12 protein-coding genes are annotated in these 23,451 nt (G+C 45.8%); all 12 read left to right on the top strand.

Features of this window, described 5'->3' with window-relative positions; translation table 11 throughout:
• Positions 1–8 precede the first annotated feature (8 nt).
• The 12 genes from H9J30_RS06135 to recD all read left to right on the top strand — a co-directional run bounded on the left by H9J30_RS06135 (position 9) and on the right by recD (position 23,445).
• Entirely contained in the window at positions 9–1,934 is a 1,926-nt protein-coding gene (locus tag H9J30_RS06135) for a transglycosylase SLT domain-containing protein (protein ID WP_240130219.1), read from the top strand.
• A gap of 193 nt (positions 1,935–2,127) precedes the next feature.
• A complete protein-coding gene (locus tag H9J30_RS06140; RefSeq protein WP_240130344.1) occupies positions 2,128–2,829 on the top strand; it encodes an EAL domain-containing protein in 702 nt (233 codons plus the stop codon).
• Positions 2,830–3,706: 877 nt separating this feature from the next.
• Complete coding sequence (locus H9J30_RS06145; RefSeq protein WP_240130220.1) at positions 3,707–4,093, top strand: hypothetical protein; 387 nt, start codon at positions 3,707–3,709, stop codon at positions 4,091–4,093.
• Positions 4,087–5,655, top strand: coding sequence for an ATP-binding protein (locus tag H9J30_RS06150; RefSeq protein ID WP_240130221.1), 1,569 nt, complete (start codon positions 4,087–4,089; stop codon positions 5,653–5,655). Before H9J30_RS06145 ends, H9J30_RS06150 begins: the two co-directional genes overlap by 7 nt.
• Positions 5,604–7,484 carry a hypothetical protein gene (locus H9J30_RS06155; protein ID WP_240130222.1) on the top strand — a complete coding sequence of 627 codons (1,881 nt, stop codon included), beginning with the start codon at positions 5,604–5,606 and terminating at the stop codon, positions 7,482–7,484. Before H9J30_RS06150 ends, H9J30_RS06155 begins: the two co-directional genes overlap by 52 nt.
• 731 nt (positions 7,485–8,215) lie before the next feature.
• Positions 8,216–8,995 (top strand): cupredoxin domain-containing protein, encoded by a 780-nt coding sequence (locus H9J30_RS06160; RefSeq protein ID WP_240130223.1) that lies wholly within the window; start codon positions 8,216–8,218, stop codon positions 8,993–8,995.
• 351 nt (positions 8,996–9,346) lie between these two features.
• Positions 9,347–10,258: an AAA family ATPase gene (locus tag H9J30_RS06165; RefSeq protein ID WP_240130224.1), complete on the top strand. Its 912-nt coding sequence runs from the start codon at positions 9,347–9,349 to the stop codon at positions 10,256–10,258.
• 50 nt (positions 10,259–10,308) lie between these two features.
• Positions 10,309–11,397 carry a DUF58 domain-containing protein gene (locus H9J30_RS06170; RefSeq protein ID WP_240130225.1) on the top strand — a complete coding sequence of 363 codons (1,089 nt, stop codon included), beginning with the start codon at positions 10,309–10,311 and terminating at the stop codon, positions 11,395–11,397.
• A 23-nt stretch (positions 11,398–11,420) separates the two neighbouring features.
• Complete coding sequence (locus H9J30_RS06175; RefSeq protein WP_240130345.1) at positions 11,421–13,592, top strand: transglutaminase TgpA family protein; 2,172 nt, start codon at positions 11,421–11,423, stop codon at positions 13,590–13,592.
• Between the two features lie 129 nt (positions 13,593–13,721).
• A complete protein-coding gene (gene recC, locus H9J30_RS06180; protein WP_240130226.1) occupies positions 13,722–17,507 on the top strand; it encodes an exodeoxyribonuclease V subunit gamma in 3,786 nt (1,261 codons plus the stop codon).
• Positions 17,504–21,304 (top strand): exodeoxyribonuclease V subunit beta, encoded by a 3,801-nt coding sequence (recB, locus tag H9J30_RS06185; protein WP_240130227.1) that lies wholly within the window; start codon positions 17,504–17,506, stop codon positions 21,302–21,304. The genes recC and recB overlap by 4 nt, the downstream gene beginning before the upstream one ends.
• Positions 21,301–23,445, top strand: a complete 2,145-nt coding sequence (recD, locus tag H9J30_RS06190; protein ID WP_240130228.1) for an exodeoxyribonuclease V subunit alpha — start codon at positions 21,301–21,303, stop codon at positions 23,443–23,445. The genes recB and recD overlap by 4 nt, the downstream gene beginning before the upstream one ends.
• Positions 23,446–23,451: the final 6 nt, after the last annotated feature.

The following is a 23,451-nucleotide window of genomic DNA, read 5'->3' on the forward strand; positions in this document are numbered from 1 at the left end:
AGTTCTGCATGTGCAAACCATTCACAAAGATGGTGTTATCCAGCGCAATTATTATCGCAGGTGCATTTAATGCCTCTGCGGCTTTTGCTTTAACGTCGACTCAAAAGACCTTTCTTGAAGCTGAAAAAGCCTTGAAGAAACAAGACTATGCAACCTATAAGCCCCTGCGCGCAAAGTTAGGTGAATATCCGCTGGCAATCTATTTAGACCATGATATCGATATAGGTCGGCTCAATGATTTACGCGGTAATGACGCTAAGTTTTTGATAGATAAATATCAAACAACACCCATGTATCAGAGACTGCGTTCAAAATATTTACTCAATGCCGGTAGCCAAAAACGCTGGAACGACTTTCTGACACTGGCTCAAAACGCACCAACCGATGTCAGGCTGCAATGTTACTTTTATGAGGCCAAACTTGCCAAAGGCGAAATTCAAACCGCCTATACCGCCGCGCAGTCGCTATGGGTCTATGGTGATTCCCGTCCGAAAGAATGTGACCCTCTGTTCAATTCCTGGACCAAAGCGGGCAAGCGCACTCAAGAGGTGATTTGGGCGCGGATGTTACTGAGCTTCGATGAGGGCCAAACCAGTCTTTTGAGCTTTCTATCGCAAAAAATCACTGTCCATAGCGCCGAAGCCAAACGCTTAGTCGCCGTATTTAAAGATCCCAATAGCCTGCGTCACACCGAAAAATTTAAGGATAAAAATCCGATTGTAGGCGATATCGTTGCAGCGGGCTTAAAGCGCCTTGCCCGTAAGGATCTCGACCAAGCAATAGATTTATATACTCGATATCACAAAGCCAAACGTTTTAGTCCCGCGCAAGATCTACAGCTGCAAAAGTATCTGGTGCGCCGCGTATTGATTGAGCAGGATGATAATTTTAAAGACTGGGCCGATAATCTGCTGCCAGAGATGAAAAGCGACGATATGTTCGAACGTCGTTTACGTTGGGCGATTCGCGAGCAGGACAGCACCCATATTGCTCGCTACTTAGATTTATTATCACCTGAAGCTCAAGCCAAAGAACGCTGGCAATATTGGCTGTATCGCACCAATGCCAAACACGCCCCAGAAAGCGCGACCAAAGCCCTTGCTGCCGTTAGCAATGAGCGTGGTTTTTACGGTTTTGCCGCCTCGCAATTACTCAATAAACCCGTGTCTTTAAATCAAAGCCCAGAGCCTGTCGTTGATGCTACCAGTCCGAAAATGGAAGATGATTTGGGTTTTGTGCGCGTACAGGAACTGATGGCGTTCGATCGTTACTTCGACGCCCGTTATGAATGGGTTGCCCTGCTTAAACGCAGCAATAATGACATGCGCGCCCGCTATGGTCGTTATGCCCATGATCAAGGCTGGTATGACTTTGGCGTCGAAGCCAGTATTCAAGGCAAACTTTGGGACGACATCCCCCTACGCTTCCCAATGGCGCATCAATCGGGCTTTGAACATGCGAGCAAAAAGCACAAGGTTAATATCGATGAAATCCGCGCCATTAGCCGACGCGAAAGTGCGTTTTTCCTCTATGCAACGTCTGGCGTTGGTGCCCGCGGTTTAATGCAGATCATGCCCGCTACCGCTAAGGCGACTGCGAAGAAACACGGTGCTAAGTACAACGATCCAAAGGATCTCTACAGTGCCGAACTTAACTTAAACTTAGGCAGCGCCTATTACGCCCAATTATTGAAGGAATTCAATCAAAACCGCGTATTAGCCACAGCCGCTTATAACGCAGGCCCATCAAGGGTTCGCCGCTGGTTAGCTGAATCAAATGGTCAACTCGATGCGATGAGTTTTATCGAGTCTATTCCCTTCACCGAAACCCGTGAATATGTACAAGCCGTGTTAAGTTATCGCTTGATTTACGAAGCGCAAAAACAACAGCCACAGCCTTTATTTAACGAGGCTGAGCTGAAGTTCCATTACTAAGGACAAGACTAAATGTAATAAAGGTGGCAAAGGCCACCTTTATTACATTAACAAACATAATACCGTTTCAAATTCATACCGTTAAGCTATGTATATAAAATCAGCAAACGCACATCACTCAGGCAAACTTATTTGCACTTAGCACTATTAAATGCGAATAATTAGCAATTAGTCATTATCCATGCGTTGCTACATGCTCAAGCTCAGCGGTTTATCCTTAAGTTGCGAATACCAACCCTTCGTTTGCCCTCACACTAAACACATTCATGGTTATGAAGCACTCGCCCGTTTCTACCTTGAGCAAGGTCAAGCCATCGCTCCTAATCTGGTATTTGAGCAGTTACACGAAAACAGCGATGCACTTGCTTCGATCGAATTTCAGGCCAAAGCCTTTCAGCTTAAACACGCTCCAGCTGAACAAAGCTTATTTGTGAATGTCGATCCCCATGCAGCAAACGGCGTGCATACCCAAAAGTTACTCGACCTACTCTCCAGTCACCCGCAACTAACAGTAGAGATTATTGAAAATACCTGCATTAATGACGCAGAGCTTGCCAATCAACTGTTTCATCAATTTAAAGCAGCCAATATTAACGTGGCACTTGATGATATCGGCGCGCCCCACTCCATGCTGTCGGTCGATTTAATGATGAATGTGGATTATCTGAAGTTTGATCGTCACTGGCTAAATTTAGTTGCCGAACCTCACGGTATCGCACTACTCAGTGCATTGATTGAATTTGGAAAACGCACTGGCAAACAATGCATCCTCGAAGGCATAGAAACCGAAGCCCAGCTCCAGCTAGCCCGCGAACTGAATGTCGATCTCGTACAGGGATTTTTATTTAAACCTTGGTTTATCCGCCCAGAGCAAAGCGAAAAGTTAATTTGTTAGGGAAGGATAAGGTGTTATACAAAAATGGCAGAGTGCATATTGGTTTGCCGCCATTAATAATGTTAAGTGTTCTTCGAATTTTATAGTCACATAGTGCAGATATTGATTGTCATTGTTTCCCCTGTGGCACGCCGCCATTTTATTTCACAGGAATCATCCCTGACGGCTCGACGGCGGCATCTTCAACACATTGAAGTGTAAATACCGCGTTCACATGGCCTATGATGTTCCCGACATCATAGTGGCATTTCCCATATCCCTATGGGTCAGATGTGAAAGAGCGGCCATGCCGCCAACGGTTACTGTTGCAACAATGGCAATTTTAATGACCATTGAACTGTTCATCTGGCTAAAAGCTTTTGCCCCAAAGCAATACAAATTTGTCGTCAGTTGTGCTCATTTATTGTCATTGTTTCGCCAGTGACTCGCCATAAACTCATCCCTGAGGGCTCTACTAAAACATCCATGTTTTAGAAGGTCACTGGTGCAACAATGCCAATCTTCACTAACCCTTTCGCTGTTCTTTCAGCTAAAAAGGTATTGCCCCAAAACGAGATAAGTTTGTCGTCAGGTGTGCAGGATGAATTGTCATTGTTTCCCCAATGACACGCCGTGAATATGTCCCTATAGGCTCGACGGCGGCATCCATGCCGCCAACGGTCACTGTTGCAACAATGCCAATCTTAACGACCATTGAACTGTTCATTAGGCTAAAAGATATTGCCCCATTCCGCTTCAGCAGTGTGACTTTAGGCTAATGTTGAGGTACCAAGATTGACCAAACTTTAGTAATGATACAAAGTGTCCATTATTACTGGATAAGATCAATCGGATCCAGCCAACTAATATGTAGAAGCAATTTCCACTCAGAGGGATTATGGGAAGTCAAAATCAAATCAAATCCAAGTTGCTTGAAATGGAGGGGGGTAAATTTCAACGGCTGTGTGATGATTGGCTATACCGAAAAGGGTTTGAAAACATAAACCCAATCGGGATGATGAAAACTACTGATCGGGTAGTAAAAGGGACTCCTGACTGTTTGTTTATGCAGAAAGATGGGACATATGTTTTTTCCGAATACACTATTCAACAAGAGCGCCTAGCACAAAAACTAGAAGATGACTTAGGTAAATGCTTTGACGAGTTTAAAACAGGTATACCCATAGACAAAATAAGTGGAATTATTATTTGCTACTTAGGAAAACTCACAACCAAAGAAATTAATAGTCTTAGAACTCTCTGCTATGACAGGGGGGCATGTTAACTCTTAACGGCCTCGACTCCATTTCGTTAAGCATTAAAAACTCCTATCCAGTTCTTTCTGAAACATACTTAGGTTTACCATTAGACACTGGTCAATTACTAAGCGTTGAAGACTTTATCGTCCGGTATGGTAAAAGTAACTTCACAACGCCTATTGATAATGAATTATTATTTTGTGATGACCTTCTAAGCAGCGCAACTAAAACACTAGAAACAGCAAAATTTTTACTCGTCTCTGGTGCCGCAGGGCTAGGGAAAACACTATTATCTGTGACCTTAGCAAAGAAGTTGCAACGTGAGAATAATAGTCTTATTGTAATTTGTCTTTTTGATAAAGGCGCAGATCTAATCAGAGATATAACAGCCAATTTAAGCGAGCCTGGTGATTATCTAATTTTTGTGGATGATGCTAATAGGTTGGACAATAGGCTTGATTATCTCCTCCATTATCTTAACGAGAATGATGAAAGCAGAACCTTTCGTATAATTGCTACTGTTAGGGATTATGCCCGCACCTCCGTTATAGAAAAAGTTAAAAAATACACTGAACTTCATGAGCAAGTTATGGTGCCATTAACGAACGCTCAGATTAAAGAGTTATCAGAAAGTATATATGGCATTAAAAATGGAGAATATCAAAAAAGAATACAGGAAGTTTCTTGTGGCAATCCGCGTTTGGCTATCATGGCGTCAAAGGTTGTAATAGAAACAAATCAAATACAATCTATACAGAATGTTACTTCTCTATATAAAGACTATTTTGGTGGAAATGAAAATGTAAAACAGGTTGTTGATGATGATAAGTTAATTATTGTAACCTGTGCTATTTCATTTTTTAGAAAGATTGACAAGCTGAACGAGCAGCAAATGAGATGGGTAGAAAACTCATTTGGCATTCAGTCCGAAGAATTTTGGGTGCTTGTTGATTTCTTGCATAAGAATGAGATAGTTGATTTGTATGAGGATGAAGTTGTAAAGATAACAGATCAAGTTTTATCTACATATCTATTCTACATTGCTGTATTTGATAAAAAGGTCGTGCCATTTTCGTCTATTGTTAATGATTTCTATCCTGACTATAGAAGAACAATTGTTGATTCATTAAATCCTGTTATAAGTGCTTTTGATCAAAAGAGAGTTGTTGCTGATATTAGAAATGAAATAAAGGATATATTTGACGAACTTTATAAAAGTGAAAGTGTTGAAAAATCAATAGAATTTCTTAGCACCTTTTGGTTTGCTCTTCCAACTGAGGCTCTACTTTTTGCTGCAAACCTCATCGAAAAAATGCCAAGCGTTAACGTTGATTGGAGCAGTGAGAGCTTTGAAGAATCCAAGGACGATCCAAGCAATTCATCTCTGATTAGCCTATTAACTAATTTTAGGTATTATGGCGAGCAAGAATTTAAAATGTCTTTCGAGTTATTGCTTAAATATCTAGTCAAAGATAAAACTTCTCTTGGTTTTGTTGTACGGGCATTATCAGGGTGCTATAACTTTAAGCTTGACGATTGGCGATTGGCGATTGGCGATACGCATATTATATCCAAGCACATATTATAGATACCCTAGTTGGATTAATGGACAAAGGGGAAAACTACTTATTTGGCAGGCTTTTCATACTAATCGCAAATTCATTCTTAAAAGTTGAGCACCAGGAACACCAATGGTCTAGCGGTGATACGATAAGTATAATTACTTTTAGGCTGTTTCCTGACGAACAACTACTTCCTTTGAGGGAAAATATAGTCTCTAATATGACTATCCTTGCAGCGAACCCTGAGCTTGAACCTTTTGTTCTAGGTTGCTTTAGAGAGTACGTTGGTAGAATAAGACGTGAGGGTAAGGAAATGGCTGAGGCTGACTTGCCGTTTCTTGAAAAGCATTTTATTAAAACCCTTAATACGAAAAACATCTCCAACTGTCTGATTATGCAGGATTATTGCAACCACTTAGAGTCTCTAGGTTTGAGTTTTCCAAAGGCCTGGAAAGAAGAGTTTTTTAATGAAACTCTTGAATTATCAAATTTACTTCTTGAAGACAGGCATGAACGCCGAATGCTCGACATGGGCTACGAAGAGTACAATCAATATCGACATAAAAGTTTAGTTGAACACTTTTCAGGTGTTTCAATGAATGATTTTGTTGATTTTATTGAAAAATGCAAAATGTTACATCAAGTTTTATCTGGTAGAGATAGAGATTATTCTCTAAAAACAGGTTTGGAAATGTGCCTTCGAGCATTGTTTGAAGCCGCACCTGAAATTTATCCGGAATTGGTATCAAAATACCTTGAATATGATGACCATTTTGAAATTAACCCTCATTTTGTCGTTAGTAATTTGTTTAACATTCTTTCAAGTAGTGAGGTTTTGTCATTACTGAGTAACAGAAAATTCCGGTATAAGAAATTGTGGTTATCTGCATATTTTGCACAATTTCCTGAAGAATCTATTACTAAAAATGAATCAGTTTTATTAGTAGAGCACATTTCAAACACTCCAAGTAATGAATTGCATGGGTGGTTAGATTACTTGGACAAGTACAAGCATGTTGACTGTGAAATTTATAGTAAAGTTGTTAGTGTGTTGGTGCTCAAGTCTAATGAAGACAAAAACTATGCAAGACCGCTGGAGCACTTGTTTAGCAAGCAATCAACCATATTTGGGAAATGGTTTGATGAGTTCTTGCCAGACAAGGAATTGGTTTTTGATGCGTATCTCGCTGGATTCAATTTGAAGCGTTACTGGGATTATTCCGGCGATGCGTTAAAGATTTTGGTAAATGAAAATTTTAATTTCTTATATAGGTTAATCGACCAGATTTACGAAAATGAAAAATGGCCTGATTTACATACCAATATGCCGGAGTTGTTTTTTTTATGGGAAAGAGAAAGATACCTAGAAGAAATAGAAGGTTACGCAAAATACCTTCAGTGTAAGGATGAGTACTCGTATAGATACAGAGAAAATATATTTAGTAAATTATTTACCAAAGATAAAGTTGAATCAGAGGATATATCGCTCAAAAAGGATACGTTTTTTCGGGTCTCCATCACAAAGAATGCAGACGACATCAAGTTTATTTGTTTCATATTCAATGCAGCTCAATATTTAAGCGAAAAATCAAGGCGAGAATTGCTGGGGATATTTATAAATTCTAATACTAAATTTAAAGACTTTCAGACTCTAGATTGTGAGTTAACTACCCGGTCTTGGTCGGGTAGCCTAGTCCCTATATTGGAGCGTGAAAAGAACTTTCTTGAGAGTTTATTACCATTTTTTACTTCCATTAAGTTTCTTGAGCATAGGTCTTACGTCGAAAAACAGATTGAAGATAAATTAAAATCTATTGAATATGAAAAGAAAAGAGATTATCTGGAAAGCAGATAGTTTGATGAACCGTGAAAGAACGCAGCCCTATAGCAAGTTGCTGTGGATAAATTACTCGCTACGCTCGGCCGCTGTTGGTGATTTATATTGGGTGGCAATATTAATTGATATTAACTTGGAGAGCGTCCTTTTGGCTGGTTTTGCATCAATGGTCAATTAATGCACATTCATGCGAACGCCCTGTATTCAATACACGATGGAAATGTAATATTTCAAAGAGAATCAAGTAGTTACTATTACATTAAGCCCGATGGAACACAGCAGCAAATAGGCTCACCCAGAGAGACGGGGCAATACTTGAAAGTGGATGATGTATGGGACCCTAACGTAAACCCTATGCACAGAGGACGTCAGATACAAGCTGAATTAGCTAAACCGAATATAGTCAGTGGGGCAATACTGATGATTACTTGATAGTCGATCCTGATACTGGAGTAGCGAAAAAGGTTATAACACAAAACTTCCCATTAATTGACTTCCATCTTAATGATATGGTAGTGAGTTTGAAGACGGTTAATACTAATGGTGTGTCATGGCATACCGATATAAAAGCACATATAGACGATTTAGCTACTAGAAAGATAACCACTAAAGGTTAATAATGTGATTTTAAGTCATAATCGAACTCTTGATTTAAGGGTTCAGCCAGGAGGACTTGCTGCCACAGAGTATTTGCAGGCATATGCTGCAAGTCAAGATATAAAAATGGTTGTTAAGGAATATAGTAAATAATGACGTTATCAATAGAGTTTATTTTTTCGTACGAAAATTTTTATAGAGCTAGTGATATTTGGGATATAACTTGCTTTAGTGATTATATTTCAAAGTGTAATTTTGATGTGTTAACTGATGGTTTTACAGGTGTAATAATTGAAAGAGATAAGATTAAAGAGTATTTGGATAGAGCGTCTAAACAGATTTCATTTGATATAGAAATAGGTTTGGATGAGCCAAATATGCGACCATCTATTAGGTTTTTTCATTTAGTTGATAGGGCATTTGCTAGATTAGTGGTTAGCGATCTTGATTGTTTAATATCATTGCGAGACAAGTGGTTGAAGAACATTGTTGAACATGAAAATTTTGTTCACGCAAGGATATATAATACGAGATTCGATTTTCTACAAAATATGACAAGTATACAAAGTTTTGAGATAGAAGGTATTGACCATAGTCAGTTGCCTAAAAAGCATAATGGGCTTCCACCGCCATTAGCTGAAATGACTATTGATACCTCCGATAATCCAGGGCGATGGCAGTTTCAGTCTGGGTATATAGAAGCGGTAGGTGCTGAAATGTGGCTTGGAAAGCGTTTTTTCGAATTAGTAAACTTGCCTATTAGTACACTAAAAAATGCCGAATGGTTAGATGTTGATGAGTTAGAGAATGTAGTTCATTTAACTGCTTATGATAAACCATTTGATTCAGCGCTAGGGGAACAAGGAGAGATCCAGAACAGGCTGCATGATTTACTATTTTCTCAAGCTAAAAAAACTAAAATTTTAACCTAAATTTGTACAATAGCGGGGACAGCCATGAGACTATAAAATTCTCAAGTAAAAAGTGTCCAGTTTGGGTTGACCAGTACAGGTATGTGGGATTTATTAATCGCTTACCTATAAACAGGCTCAGAAAGAGCTTAAAAATCTAATAAATCATTCACCGCTTTATCTACTCTATTAACGCTTTTCAGCCTCAAATCATAGAGTGTGCAGATAATGGAATGCCTTGGCTCACCTCTCTGTGGACGGTAAGAATCACACTAAGCCGATTGATTTCACAGTAAAAGCGACTGGCTAAGCGCGGCATATTCCGCCATAGTGGTAGAGCGAATGACCTCATCCATGCACAAGGAGTCTCCCGTGGCACATTCTGGTTTAAGCCAACTATTACAACAACTTGAACAAGTTTTATTGGGCAAGCCATGGCAAATTCGCTTAGCCCTTGCGTGTATTCTCGCCCGTGGGCATCTATTGATTGAGGATTTACCCGGTATGGGCAAAACCAGCTTGTCCCATGCCCTCGCCCAGAGCCTAGGCTTAAGTTATCAACGCATTCAATTTACCAGTGATATGCTGCCCGCCGATATTCTCGGGGTATCGATTTTTGATAAACACCAAGCGCAATTTGTGTTTCATCCCGGCCCGATTTTTAAGCAGATGGTGCTGGCCGATGAAATTAACCGCGCCAGTCCTAAGACGCAAAGCGCCTTGCTCGAGGCCATGGCCGAGCAGCAAATTTCTGTCGATGGTATTACCCACAGATTGCCCAATCCATTTTTTGTGATTGCTACGCAAAACCCGACTGAACAATCAGGCACCTTCCCTCTACCCGAATCCCAACTTGACCGCTTTATGATGCGGATTTCCATTGGTTATCCCAGCCACGATGCCGAGCTTGCGATGCTCAAAACAGTGCAAACGCCACAAACTCTGGATAATCTGCCGCAATGTTTAACCCCTTTGGCGTTAACCCAATTGCAGGAGCAATGCGATAAGGTCACTGCATCAGATGCGCTGCTTAATTATATTTTGGCCTTAATCCATGATTCTCGAAGCCAAACGGACGCCATTGGCCTGTCGCCACGGGCAACCAAAGCCCTGTTACAAGCAGCCAAGGCTTGGGCATTTTTAGAAGGTAGACACTATTTAGTGCCCGAAGATGTGCAGGCGGTATTTTGCAGCGTGGCCGAACACCGGCTTAGAACCAGCAGTCAATTACAGGGAGAAGCGCTCTCGGAGCGGATCCTCGCAGGTGTGAATCCGATCATGTAACGACTCCATCCGCCATTAAATGTGAATATTAATAAGAAGATGAGGACAGTGTGAAACGCGTGTTTTCTGCTTTTTTGCAACGTTGGTTGGCAAGGCGCATGCCGCCAAGTGCTGAATTCACCCTAAGCCATCGCAGTATCTTTATTCTGCCCAGTGGCTTTGGGTTTGTTTGGCTGGGGCTGGTATTGCTACTGTACTTGTTTGGTACTAACTATCAGAACAATCTGGTGATTGGCCTGAGTATTTTGCTGCTCAGCTTATTCAATACCTGCATTCTCTATAGTTACAAAAACTTGGCCGGACTGCGACTACGGGCACTCACGCCGCCGGAGGTGTATGCGGGCGAGACGATCACTTTTCCTATTTTGCTTAACTCCAACCACAGCAGTCATCATATCAACCTAAATTATCCGAATAATTTAGGTTATTTAGTCAAACACGTTGGCACGCCGGACGAGCAAGCACTGGTATCGTTTGCCAATCAACAGCGTGGAATAGTCTCCGCTGGACGGCTGAAAATTGAATCCACCTACCCTTTAGGACTCTGCCGAGCTTGGTCGCATATCGACCTTGATAACGCCCATATTGTCTATGCCCAGCCGTTTGAAAGCCCCTTACAGCTTGAAGCCGCAACCGAATCCGGACAGGACGAACCGCTTGAGCAGGCTGGCAAATATATTGCTGGTATTGATGAATATAAAGGCCTTAAACCCCATGTACTCGGTGAGTCATTAAAGCAAGTGGCATGGAAGCAATGGGCCCAAGGGCGTGGCATGTTAACCAAGGAGTTTGAACAGCCCCAAGGTGATCCGGTCTGGTTAAAATTAGCCCCTACTCCTACGCACCTCGAACAGCAGCTCAGTCAATTAAGCTGGCAGGTGAACCGCTTAAGTCAGCTTGAGCAATATTTTGGCCTTTGGCTGCAACAGCCTAATGGGGAAGATATTATTCTTGCGCCTGCCCTCGGTAACTCGCACCGAATCGCCTGCCAAAGGGCGCTGGCACTTTATGGAACTCATGCACAAACGCAAAATAAAAGCGACAAAATACTTGTTAATCATGAGCTTAGTCATAAGCCACATATTCCTCCCCACAGGCATAGCACTCATGCTGCATCACATGTTGAGGATCGCCTATGAGCCTCAAATCAATAACCACAGCAATGACCACTAAAAGTGCAGATCAACAACGTCTTCATTCATCCAAGGCGAGTGCAGCTCAGCTAAGTGCTTATCATGCTAATGGACCTCAAACTGGGGATAATATCAGTCGTCAAACCCTGTTTTGGCTATTGCTCACCAATTTAGCGGTGCTCAGCCCGTTATTTGATAAAACCACCCCTTGGACACTTGGGATCTGCGCTATTTGCTTGCTGTGGCGCATTGGTATCTATGTCGGCAAAGTCGCTAAACCCCCCCGTTATCTTGTCACAAGCCTTGCTATCGGCGCGGCAATCACGCTGGCACTGGTCTCGGGCACAATAGGGCTATTAAACGCCTTAGTCAACCTGCTCATTTTAGGTTATGCATTAAAATACATTGAGATGCGAAGTGTTAGGGATGTAAGGGCCGTCGTGATTGTCGGCTATTTTCTAATTGCCCTCACCTTTATTGACCACCAATCCATGCTCAATACCGTGCACCTTATTGGCGTCACGATTATCAATACCTGCGTACTGGTCACCCTCTACCAAAGCCAACATCGCTGGCAACACACGGCATGGATTGGCGCTAAATTATTGCTGCAAAGTATGCCCTTAGCGTTATTACTTTTTTTGGTACTGCCCCGTTTTGCACCGCTTTGGCTTGTGCCCAATATGAAGGAAGCCCAAACCGGGCTGTCGGACTCCCTTGCCGTGGGCGATATCAGTAAACTCACTCGCTCATCGGCCTTGGCATTTAGGGTGAGTTTTACCGATGCCAGCCCCACGCAAGCCGAGCTCTACTGGCGCGCCCTAGTGCTGGAAGATTATGACGGCTTAACATGGCGCCAAGATGCGGGTATCAAACAAATTCAAAAGGATGCGTTTTTCTTTCCGCCCTCAAGGCCAGATCCTGCGCGGCAGTTGCCCTCGTTAACGCCAAAAACACAAAACAGTACCAGCAATAGCCAGCCAAGGGTTTACCGTTACCAAGTGATTGCCGAACCCAGTCATCAACCTTGGCTATTTGGCCTTGATGTGGCCTACAGCCAAGATGATAAGCTAGTGAACTTGCCCGACTATCGGCTCTATGCGCTGCGTAATGTCGATCAACGAATGGGCTACAATGCCAGTTCGTGGCCACAGGCGAAAATGGATCTCACTTTAAGTGCCAAACAGCGACAAATAAACCTCAATCTGCCAGCGGACAGCAATCCCCGAACGCGCCAACTCGCCGCTGAATTTAAGGCTAAATATCCAGAACCCCATAAGCGACTTTGGGCCATGATGGGCTATTTTAATCAACAGCCGTTCTTCTATACCCTCACGCCCCCACCGATTGGCCGCCAACAAGTCGATGACTTTCTGTTTGAAAACAAAGCAGGCTTTTGCGCCCATTATGCCTCTGCCTTTATTTTTATGGCGCGTGCCAGCGGCATACCAGCACGGATGGTGACAGGCTATCAAGGAGGCGAATACAACCCACAGGCCAATTACCTCAGCGTGTATCAATACATGGCCCACGCCTGGGCCGAGGTGTGGCTCGAGAATGAAGGCTGGGTGCGTTTTGATCCGACCGCCATGGTGGCACCTAATCGGATTGAACAAGGCTTTGATGCCGAGTTTTCCCCTGAGCAAAGTTACCTGCAAGAAAGCCCTTTTAGCAGTTTACGGTTTAAATCTATGCCTTGGCTCAACGAGTTGAGGCAACGCTTTGCTAGCGTTGATTATTACTGGAGTTTGTGGGTGCTCGGTTTTAATCAAGAACGACAAAACAAAGTGCTAAGCGGTATTTTAGGAGAAGTCACTAAGGCCAAAGTTGCGATGTTTATGAGTGTGTGTATTGGGCTTATTGGCATCTATATCGCCTACAGCGTAGGGCTATTTCGCTTTAAAAGGGAACAAGATCCCATCAGCGCTAAGTACCAACGCATTTGCCAGCGACTCAGTAAATTTGGCATCGCCCGCCCAGCCCACTTAGGCCCGAACGCCTTTGCCGCGCAGCTTATTGACACGCACCAGCAGCAATCCCCTCAGTTTTGTCGTGAGTTTGACACGTTCACCCAAAGCTACGTCGCACTGAAATACCAAAACCTGGCGGATAAGGACTATCAAGAGGCGCTAAAGCGCTTTAATGCCGCGGCCAAAGCCCTCAACTGGCTGCTATTTGGCCCAAGTAAACAGTTAAAATAGACGCCAGAAACAGCTCAAAGATAAGATTGTTGAATCTTATAAATCAAACACATAGAATTGCCAAGCCCGTTTGCTATGCATAAAAGCAATTGGCTATGCATAACAGCAATCCCAAATCGTGAGTCGAATATGCTGAAGTTAATCCAATCCAACCAAATGGAAGTGCTCTGTGCCCATCTCGCTGCGTATTTGCGCCAACCACTCCCCAGCACGGCGTTATTGCAAAGCGAGCATATTTTGGTGCAAAGCCCTGGGATGTCGACTTGGTTACGCCTTGAAATTGCAAAACAAAATGGTATTGCCGCCGCACTTGAGTTCCCTTTGCCCTCCAGTTTTATCTGGCAACTGTGCCACGATTTACTCCCCAATGTCCCCAAGGAAAACGCCTTTACTAAAGCGGCAATGACTTGGAAATTAATGCAGCTACTGCCTCGCCTGATTGAGGAGGAATCCTTTGGGCCACTGCGGCATTATTTAGGTCATATGGAGTCAAGTCGCCCTGGCTCGAGCACAACAAATAATCAACTTGAAGCGTCAAACTCAATCGCCTCCGATAATATTAAGCTTTATCAGCTCTGCGGCCGTATCGCCGATATCTTCGACCAATATTTAGTTTACCGCCCCGACTGGATTGCAGCATGGGAGGCCAATGAACCACTCGATACACTCAAATTGAATGAGGAACAACGCTGGCAACCTATTCTTTGGCGGGCGCTGATTGCCTTCAACCGTGATGAGCTGCGTCAAAGCCATTACCACAGGGCCAATTTACATCAGGATTTAATTGCCGCGCTGGCTGATAGCACCCATTCCATTGCCAAATTGCCTGAGCGTTTATTTGTGTTTGGCATTTCGTCTATGGCCCCACAAACCATAGACGTGCTCCACCAGCTCGCGGGCCGAATTGATGTGATCATCCTTAACCTCAGCCCCTGCCAACATTATTGGGGCGATATTATCGATCCTCGGCATCGAGCCCGAATGGCGCTGCAATATGCTGGCAAACGCCAATTGGCCGAGCAATGGGAAGATAAACTCGAGGTCGGCAATCCGCTGCTTGCCAACAATGGCAAAATGGGCCGCGAATTACTCGATATGCTGCTCGAACTCCCGCCTGAACACTGCGATTTTGGCGATGATGTGTACTGCGAGCCCTGCGGCGATCCTAACGATCCGCATAGCAACGCCAGCATGCTGGCGGGGGTGCAATACGATATCTTAGAAATGCAAACCCTCAACCGCGTACTCGGGCCTGATGCCGAGCTATATCAATACGTTGCCAATCGAAGAGTGTTAAAAAACAGCGACCATTCGATTCAAATCAAGAGCTGCCACAGCCCGCTGCGCGAAGTCGAAACCTTGCACGATCATTTACTCGACCTGCTGGATCGCGACAACCAACTCACGCCCAAAGATATTGTGGTAATGATGCCAGATGTCGCCGCCTACGCGCCCTATATCGATGCGGTGTTTGCCGCCAAACAGGGGCTCGAATATATCCCCTACGCCATTGCCGACCGCGGCGCAGCGCAGGAATCGCCACTCATTAATAGCTTTTTGAATTTACTCAATATTAATCAGAGTCGCTTCGGACTGACCGATATTTTAAGCATTCTAGAAGTGCCAGCGATTTTACGGCGTTTTCAACTCGAAGAAGACGAGCTACCACTGATCCGCCGTTGGTTAGATGAAGCTGGTGTACGTTGGGGGCGCGATGAGCAAAGCCGTGTTAAACATGGTGTGCCTGCCTTTGAGCAAAACTCCTGGGCCTTTGGTATCAAACGGTTAATCTTGGGCTATGCCTTAAGGGACGATGCCCCCTTGTATCAAGCAAGCCCACAGGCGCCAAGCTATTTAGTGGTTTCTGGGGTTGAAGGCCAATCGGCACAGGCCCTTGGCAAACTGTTGAACTTTATTGAAGTCCTCGATGAAACCACGCTGCAATTAGCCCAGCCTCAAGCGCCTTGCCAGCGTTTATTTGAACTGACTGAACTGTTAACTGCTTTTTACGCTCCCGATGAGGATGAGCGTGAACAGTTACAGGAAATCCGCGACGCCATTGCCACCTTAGAGCAAGAGTTACTGGCCGCCAGCCCTGCTGACAGCTATACAACGGCATACGACTTAACCCCCAACTTCTTAGACCAAAGCGGCTTACACTCAAACGCCTTAAACTTAAGCATCGAAGTACTCGCACAATGGTTTAATCAACGCTTAACCGAGTCACGGGTTGGCCAGCGTTATCTGGCGGGCAGTGTAAATTTTTGTACTTTAATGCCGATGCGCTCGATTCCATTTAAAGTGGTGTGCCTGCTCGGCATGAATGATGGCATATACCCGCGCATGCAACATCCTGTGGGCTTTGATCTGATGGCACATTTTGGTGCGCGTAAAGGCGATCGTTCCCGCAGATTAGACGATAGGTACTTGTTTTTAGAAGCACTACTCTCGGCACGGGAGCAGCTTTACATCAGCTATATTGGCCGCAGTGAGCGGGATAACTCGGAGCGCATTCCGTCGATGCTAGTCTCCGAGCTGATTGAATATTGCCAGCTGTGTTATGTGCCAGAATCGCTTGCAGCAGAAACGCCAGCTGTGGGTAATGAAGCCGCCCAACAGGCATTGCTTGAGACCATCATAAGCCACCAGCCGCTACAACCTTTTGATCCTAAACTGTATCAGTCAACAGAGCCGCAAGCGCAGGCGATAAAACAAAGTTACAGCCAGCAATGGTGCCCACCGGACATCAGCACGCAATCACTCCAGCGTCGTTTTATTGATGCCAACACGCTGATCGTGCTCGAAGATGACACGATTGGGGATAATGATATTCAACAAGATGTTGAGCCACTAAGCGAAGAAGACCATGTCGATATCTCCGCTTTTATCCGATTCTTTCGCAATCCCGCGCAATATTTCTTTAACCGCACATTAAAGATTGATTTAAACCTGAATATTCAAGCGGATGATAATGATGAGCCCTTTAGCCTCAATGCGCTTGAGCGTTATCTGTTACAGGCAAGGTTGCTCGATGATGCGCTCGAACAAGGCGCTCTTGAACAAGGACAGGCGCAGCCCAGTAGCGAACTATTACAACGTTTAAAAGCCAGTGGTAATTTACCCATGCAGCCCTTTGATGATCTGCTGCTACGCCAATATAGCCATGATATCGCGCCGCTTGTCGGCAGAACCTTATTTATGCGTGGCGATGTATCCACGCGCCATGCGGATATTCGGCTCGCCTTTGAGTTACCTCTATCTCACGGTGCTGCAACGACTAAGGTGTCGGTAAAGCGCGTGATCCTCGAAGGTCGCATTGATGATATCAGTCCAAAAGGCTTGGTCAGTTATCGCCCCGGCAGTGCCCATGGGCGGGATATTTTAGCGCTGTATCTGCGCCATTTATGTTTAATGGCCGCAGGACTAACTCAGCCTAGCGATCATCTACAACCTAGCTATCTACTCGATATGGGGCATTTTCACGCCCTCTCGCCCATTGCGCCAAAGCAGGCCCATGCTCAACTGGCTCACTTGTTACAACATTTTTATCAGGGACAGTTGCATCCACTGTGTTTTATGCCCAAAACCTCCCTTGCCTACGCCAGTGCAGAGAGCAATGAGGATGAAACCAATCAACTTGATGGCAAACACGATAGTCAACACAGTGTGCGGCTCGAGGCGGCGCAAAGCGAATGGCTGGACGAACAAGGTGAGCTTGGCGAAGGCACCGATCCCCATTACCAGCGGCTATTTCGGTTTCCCCAGGATTTTACCGAAGCAAATTTTGGCAAACTGGCCGACGAGATCTATCGACCCATGCTGAGCTTGTACCATAAAGACACCCTCGCCCAACTTGAGGCGTTTGTGCTCAATGCAGAACCACAAGCCGCAATATCTGAGGGAGCGCAGCAATGAGTGAACTATCAAACAATATGATACTTCCTACTACATCACAGGCGCTGCCGTTAGATCCGCTCAGCCTGCCATTTGGTGGTAGCCGATTGATAGAGGCCAGTGCGGGCACAGGTAAAACCTATACGATTTCGGGCTTGTATCTGCGACTACTGCTTGGAGATGGCTTAAGCGAACCACTGAGTTGCGAACAAATTCTGGTAGTGACCTTTACCAATGCCGCCACCGAAGAGCTGAGGGACAGGATTCGCCGCCGCATTCAGGTGGCCTTTAAGTGTTTCTTAGGGCTCGAAATTAACGATCCCTTTGTACAAGCGCTGTACGATAAGATCCCAGAATCTGAGCGCGCTATCGCCCTAAGACGCTTCGACTTGGCGCTCAAATCCCTCGACGAAGCAGCGATTTTTACCATTCACGGTTTTTGCCAACGGATCTTAGCCGATCTCGCCTTCGAATCCTCTTTACTGTTCGAGTCAGATTTTACCTTAGACGACAGCGAGTTTTTGCACCATGCGGTGCGGGATTTTTGGCGTGAAGCCTGCTATCCGCTGCCTGAATATTTAGCCCAGATTATTGCCAGCGAATTTGGCGATCCCGATGGCTTAGTCAAGCAGCTTCGGGCCTTGTTGGGTGCCAGTGAGGCTAAACCACTTCAACCCGTGCAGCCCTTTGCTCGTTTGGCTGAGTCCTTAAGCCAGAGTGTGCAGCGCTTTAAACTCGCCTGGCCGCGTGGCCGCGATGCGCTGTTAGCGTTACTTCATAGCCTGCCGCTTAATGGCCAGCGCTTTGGTAAGGCGAGCGATAGCTACCCCAAACTGGCGGAAATGTTCGACCAACTGGATAACTTTATCGCCTTTGGTCATGGCTTACCGCCGCTAAAAGTGCTTGAGGCCTTGTCACTCTCAGAACTTAAGCTCAATAAAGGCGGTGTACTCCCAAGCGCGAGCGATGCGCCACTGCTTGACCATATGGAGCAATTAGCCACGCTGATTAACGCGATTAAACCCGCATTTTTATTCAGTGCTAAACAAGGGATCAGCGAGCGGTTTGCCAAACAAAAACAGCTTAAAAATGTGCTGACACCGGATGATTTGCTGACCACCTTAGCCGCAGCGATGCAGGCCAATCCCGACACTTTGCCCAAAGCGGTGGCAAGTCGCTTCCCCGTGGCCTTAATCGATGAATTCCAAGATACCGATCCCTTGCAATTTGCGATTTTCTCGGGGATTTATCAAACCCGTTTGGGGGTTGATACTCAAAATTCGACGGCTGTCGAACCCAAGGCTCGCACGGATAGCAAATTAAGCCTGCTGATGATTGGTGACCCTAAACAGGCGATTTATGCCTTCCGCGGCGCCGATATTTACACCTATATCGAGGCGCGCAGGCAAACCCAGGCGCACTATTTTCTCGACACTAACTATCGCTCGAGTCGTAATCTGGTAGCGGGAGTGAATCATCTATTTGCCCAGCATCCCAATCCTTTTATTAGCCAATCGATTCCCTTTGACAGGGTAAAAACACCCGCCAGTGCAGCGGCAAAACAGTTAGTCGAAAGTACAGCCAATAGTGCCGCTCTGCGGTTAAAACTGTTACGCGAGGGCGAAACGGGGCTGAATAAAGCCAGCGCCAGACAAACCTTGGCCGAAGATACCGCCGCCGAGATCACCCGTTTACTCACCGAGGCCGCCAATGGCCAATGCCATACGCCAAAAGGGCCGTTAATTGCCAAAGATATTGCCATTTTAGTGCGGGATAGAAACGAAGCCGCAGTCATGAAAACGGCACTCAGTAAACGCCAGATTGGCGCGGTATTTTTAAGCCGCGATAGTGTGTTTGATACCGTTGAAGCGCGAGAAATGGCGCTCATTCTGCGCGCATTAGCCAGCCCCAAGGATGAGCGCGCCCTGCGCAGCGCTCTCGCCACCGCGCTACTTGGCTATAGTGCCGAGCAAATTCATGCCTTTAACCAAGATGAAGAGCAGCGCCAAATGCTGCTCGAGCAGTTTTTTGCGCTACATCAGATCTGGCAAAAGCGCGGCATTATGCCGGCGCTGCTGAGCTTAGCCAACGCCACCCATATGGTGGCCCGCCTACTGCAAACACCCAGCCTTACAGCCACTGCCGACCAAGATAGCGAAGAGCCCGATGAGGCGAGCAATGGCGAGAGACGACTAACAGATTTTCGCCACTTAGCCGAGCTGTTGCAGCAAAAGGCCACTGAGATTGATGGCATCAGTGCCCTACTCAATTGGTATGAGCAACAACTTATTGATAATACAGGGACAGATGAGCAGCAGCTTCGCCTTGAGAGTGAGCAAAATCTGGTGCAAATCGTGACTATCCATAAGAGTAAGGGGCTGGAATACCCAGTGTGTTTTATCCCCTTTGTTAGCCTTGCGCGGGATAATCGCCGCCGCCCGACACCCATGCTCTATCACAGAACTGATGCGGATGGGGCGCAGGAGGTGGTATGGGATATTGAAGGCACAGACGAAGGCTGGGAGCAGGCAAAGCAAGAAACTTTAGCCGAAGATCTTCGCCTACTTTATGTGGCACTCACCCGCCCCGTGTACCTGTGTTATTTGTACATCGCTAACCATAGCCGGATGTTAAAAGCCGGGCTCAAAAGCCAACTGCATGAAACCGCTATCGGTTATCTTTTAGGAGTAACCGATGCCGACTGTGATTTTGCACGTCTGCACAGTGCGGCGCAGGCGCTGCTTAATGGTGTAGAGTCGAATGCGCAAGCGATCAGCGTTGAGTGCGTTACTGACAGCATTGATGATAGCAAGCTACACACGGGTGAAACGCAATCCCACACCTTAAATGCCCGTAACGTCACCCGTCAGTATCGCACCCCATGGCGAGTAGGCAGTTATTCAGGTTTAGTCAAAAATGCACCCCACGCCAAAGCCAGCCCGGGCGCCGATGATGAAGTTAGCGCGGTATTTGGCGCAGAACCCGCCAATAGCCTAAGTGAATCCTCATGGCAAGATAGCGCTGATATGCCGCAGCAACCGCTGCTCAATCGCTTTAGCTTTGAGCGCGGCGCCAATGCGGGGAGTTTTATGCACTTAGTGCTTGAGCTAATTGATTTTACTCAAGCTGAAATCGATTTACCGCGTGAGTTACCTAAGGCTATGTTGCAATACGGCATCGCCCCCAAGTGGCAACCCTTATTGCAAGACTGGTATATGGAAATATTGCAGGCGCCGCTGGCATTAATGGCGCAGGATAATCAGCTCATCAATCCCGAGCTGTGTTTAGCCGCGCTCGCGCCGCAACACACCTTAGTGGAGATGGAGTTTTACCTGCCTTTAAATCGATTAAGAGATGCAGAGCTTAATCAACTCCTCGGGCAATTTGGTTACGATACCGCGCTGCATTTTGATGAATTACAGGGCATGCTCAAGGGCTTTATCGACTTAACCTTTGAATATCAAGGTCAGTTTTATATCGCCGACTATAAATCAAACCATTTAGGCGACACGATTCAGGCTTACCATTATGGTGCGCTTAAGCAGGCGATTAGCGATCATAGGTACGATTTGCAATATATTCTCTACTCCCTCGCCCTGCATCGTTATTTAGCGATGCGACTGCCAAACTATGACTACGATACCCATATCGGCGGCTGTTATTACTTATTTTTACGGGGAATGTCGGTTCAGTATCCCGGCTTTGGGGTTTACTACGATAAGCCACCTAAGGCACTCATTCTCGCCTTAGATGCGCTATTTAACCGCAGCCAAGATGAAAGCCATATGAGTCAACATAATACGGGAGCGATGGTATGAACCACAGCACCGAAATGAATAGCACCGACATGAATAACGCCACAGCCCTTGCAGCCAATTGGTACAATACAGGCGCGCTGAGACTTAAAGCACCACTGGCTGAGTTGCTCAAATATTGGGAAAAAGAGCGGCTTATCACTGCACTTGATCGCCATTTTGCCCTCGAGATGGCCCGTCTTCACCCCAATGACGCCCAAGAGCCACTGTTTATGCTGCTGTGCGCCCTGTTGAGTCAGCAACTGTCGGCCCAACATACTTGTCTAGTGCTCGAATATATAGTGCCAACCAATCCGATGGCAGAGCCAGTAAACCGCTGTCAAATCCGTTTAAGCCTTACTGAACTGATTGACGCACTGCAACACTTTGACGCCATTGGTGCACCAAATAGCAATAAACCACTGATTTTTGAAGATGGTAGACTCTATCTTGAGCGTTATCATCATTTTGAAACCCAAGTCGCCAGCGCCTTAACAAGGTTATCAGCGACGGCGCTTTCGTTAACGCCCTCGCAGCCTTTAGCATCGGATAATCAGTCACTTTTACAGCTACGCAGGCAACTGGATTGCTTATTTCCAAGCGCAACCCAAACCGTTGAAGCAAACATCGATTGGCAAAAGGTCGCCACCGCTACTGCGCTCGGTAGAAAGCTGGCGGTGATAACCGGTGGCCCCGGTACAGGTAAAACCACCACGGTGACTAAATTGCTGTTGTTACAACAATTAGGTACACCAAAGCAGATAAGACTTGTCGCCCCGACAGGCAAAGCGGCCGCCCGTTTAAGCGAATCCATTAAGGCCTCTAAAGCCAGACTTGAGCAAGAGCTTCAACAAGCGAGCAAGGAAAACCCTCAAGAAAACCAAGTGTTATTAACCGCACTGAGTCGTATCCCCGAGGAGGCATCAACCTTACATCGCCTGCTGGGTGTCATCCCCAACTCAGCGCATTTTCGCCATCATCAAGGTAACCCATTACGGCTCGATCTTTTGATTGTGGATGAAGCCTCCATGGTCGATTTACCTATGATGTACAAGCTGCTTAGCGCATTGCCGGAACACGCAGGCTTAATATTGCTAGGGGATCAGGACCAACTCGCTTCAGTTGAGGCAGGCGCCGTACTTGCCGATATTTGCGCCGGACTGAAGCCTCAACATACCGAGTGGAAAATGCGTTATAGCCAAGCACAGGCCGAGCAATTAACCGCGCTCACGGGCTTTAATTTAACCCCCTTTATCCACAGTGAGCCTAAAATTGGCGATAGCCTGTGTATGTTAACCCACAGCCATCGATTTAAAGGCGATGCCGGGATTGGCTTGCTGGCCAGCGCAGTCAACCGCGCCGATCTCGCAGGTATTTTATCCGTTTGGCAAAGGGGGCTTGCCGAATTAACCTGGTATGAACACAGCGTAGAGCACAGCCAAACTCAAGCAAAAATCAGTGAACCTAGCAGCAATATCGGACTTAAAGCGCTACTTGCACAAGCCTGTGAGCAATACGGTGACTATTTGCGCCTATTACAGCCAACGCACGCCACCACAATACACACGAGTGAACCATTTTGCCCGCCAAGCGCCATGGAGACGATTGCCAAATTTAATCAATATCGCATTTTGTGCGCCATGCGAACCGGCGATTATGGTGTCGAAGGGATTAATCTTGCGGTGACGAAGGCGTTAGCGCAGGCCAAACTTATTCAGCCGCTGCAGGAATTTTACCTCGGGCGCCCCATTATCATCCAAAGTAACGACTATAACTTAGGCCTGTTTAACGGTGATATTGGTTTGATTTTGCAGGATGAAGAGAGAGCTGACCGCCTGATGGCCCACTTTATTAAGGCCGATGGCAAACTGCTTAAAGTGCTACCCGCAAGGCTACCTAGCCATGAAACCTGTTACGCCATGACGGTACATAAAAGCCAAGGCAGTGAATTTAATCGAGTCGCCCTAGTGCTCCCCCCAAGCCCGAGCCTAGTTCAGTGGCAATTGCTCACCAAAGAGCTGATTTACACTGCTATTACCCGTGCAAAACAACACTTTAGCTGTTTAGGTACACAGCAAGTCTTCGAGCGTGCTAGCTTGCAAGCTACCCAGCGCGCCTCAGGTTTAGCGGATAGACTCTGGCGCGATAAGTCGATAATCAATTAAAATTTA

Source organism: Shewanella cutis, assembly GCF_022410515.1.
Classification (GTDB): Bacteria; Pseudomonadota; Gammaproteobacteria; order Enterobacterales; family Shewanellaceae; genus Shewanella; species Shewanella cutis.

What these genes read in the sequence shown, in the direction of transcription:
- H9J30_RS06135 (WP_240130219.1), top strand. Translation starts at nt 9, where the DNA reads ATGTGCAAACCATTCACAAAGATGGTGTTATCCAGCGCAATTATTATC.
- H9J30_RS06140 (WP_240130344.1), top strand. Translation starts at nt 2,128, where the DNA reads ATGCTCAAGCTCAGCGGTTTATCCTTAAGTTGCGAATACCAACCCTTC.
- H9J30_RS06145 (WP_240130220.1), top strand. Translation starts at nt 3,707, where the DNA reads ATGGGAAGTCAAAATCAAATCAAATCCAAGTTGCTTGAAATGGAGGGG.
- H9J30_RS06150 (WP_240130221.1), top strand. Translation starts at nt 4,087, where the DNA reads ATGTTAACTCTTAACGGCCTCGACTCCATTTCGTTAAGCATTAAAAAC.
- H9J30_RS06160 (WP_240130223.1), top strand. Translation starts at nt 8,216, where the DNA reads ATGACGTTATCAATAGAGTTTATTTTTTCGTACGAAAATTTTTATAGA.
- H9J30_RS06175 (WP_240130345.1), top strand. Translation starts at nt 11,421, where the DNA reads ATGACCACTAAAAGTGCAGATCAACAACGTCTTCATTCATCCAAGGCG.
- recC (WP_240130226.1), top strand. Translation starts at nt 13,722, where the DNA reads ATGCTGAAGTTAATCCAATCCAACCAAATGGAAGTGCTCTGTGCCCAT.
- recB (WP_240130227.1), top strand. Translation starts at nt 17,504, where the DNA reads ATGAGTGAACTATCAAACAATATGATACTTCCTACTACATCACAGGCG.
- recD (WP_240130228.1), top strand. Translation starts at nt 21,301, where the DNA reads ATGAACCACAGCACCGAAATGAATAGCACCGACATGAATAACGCCACA.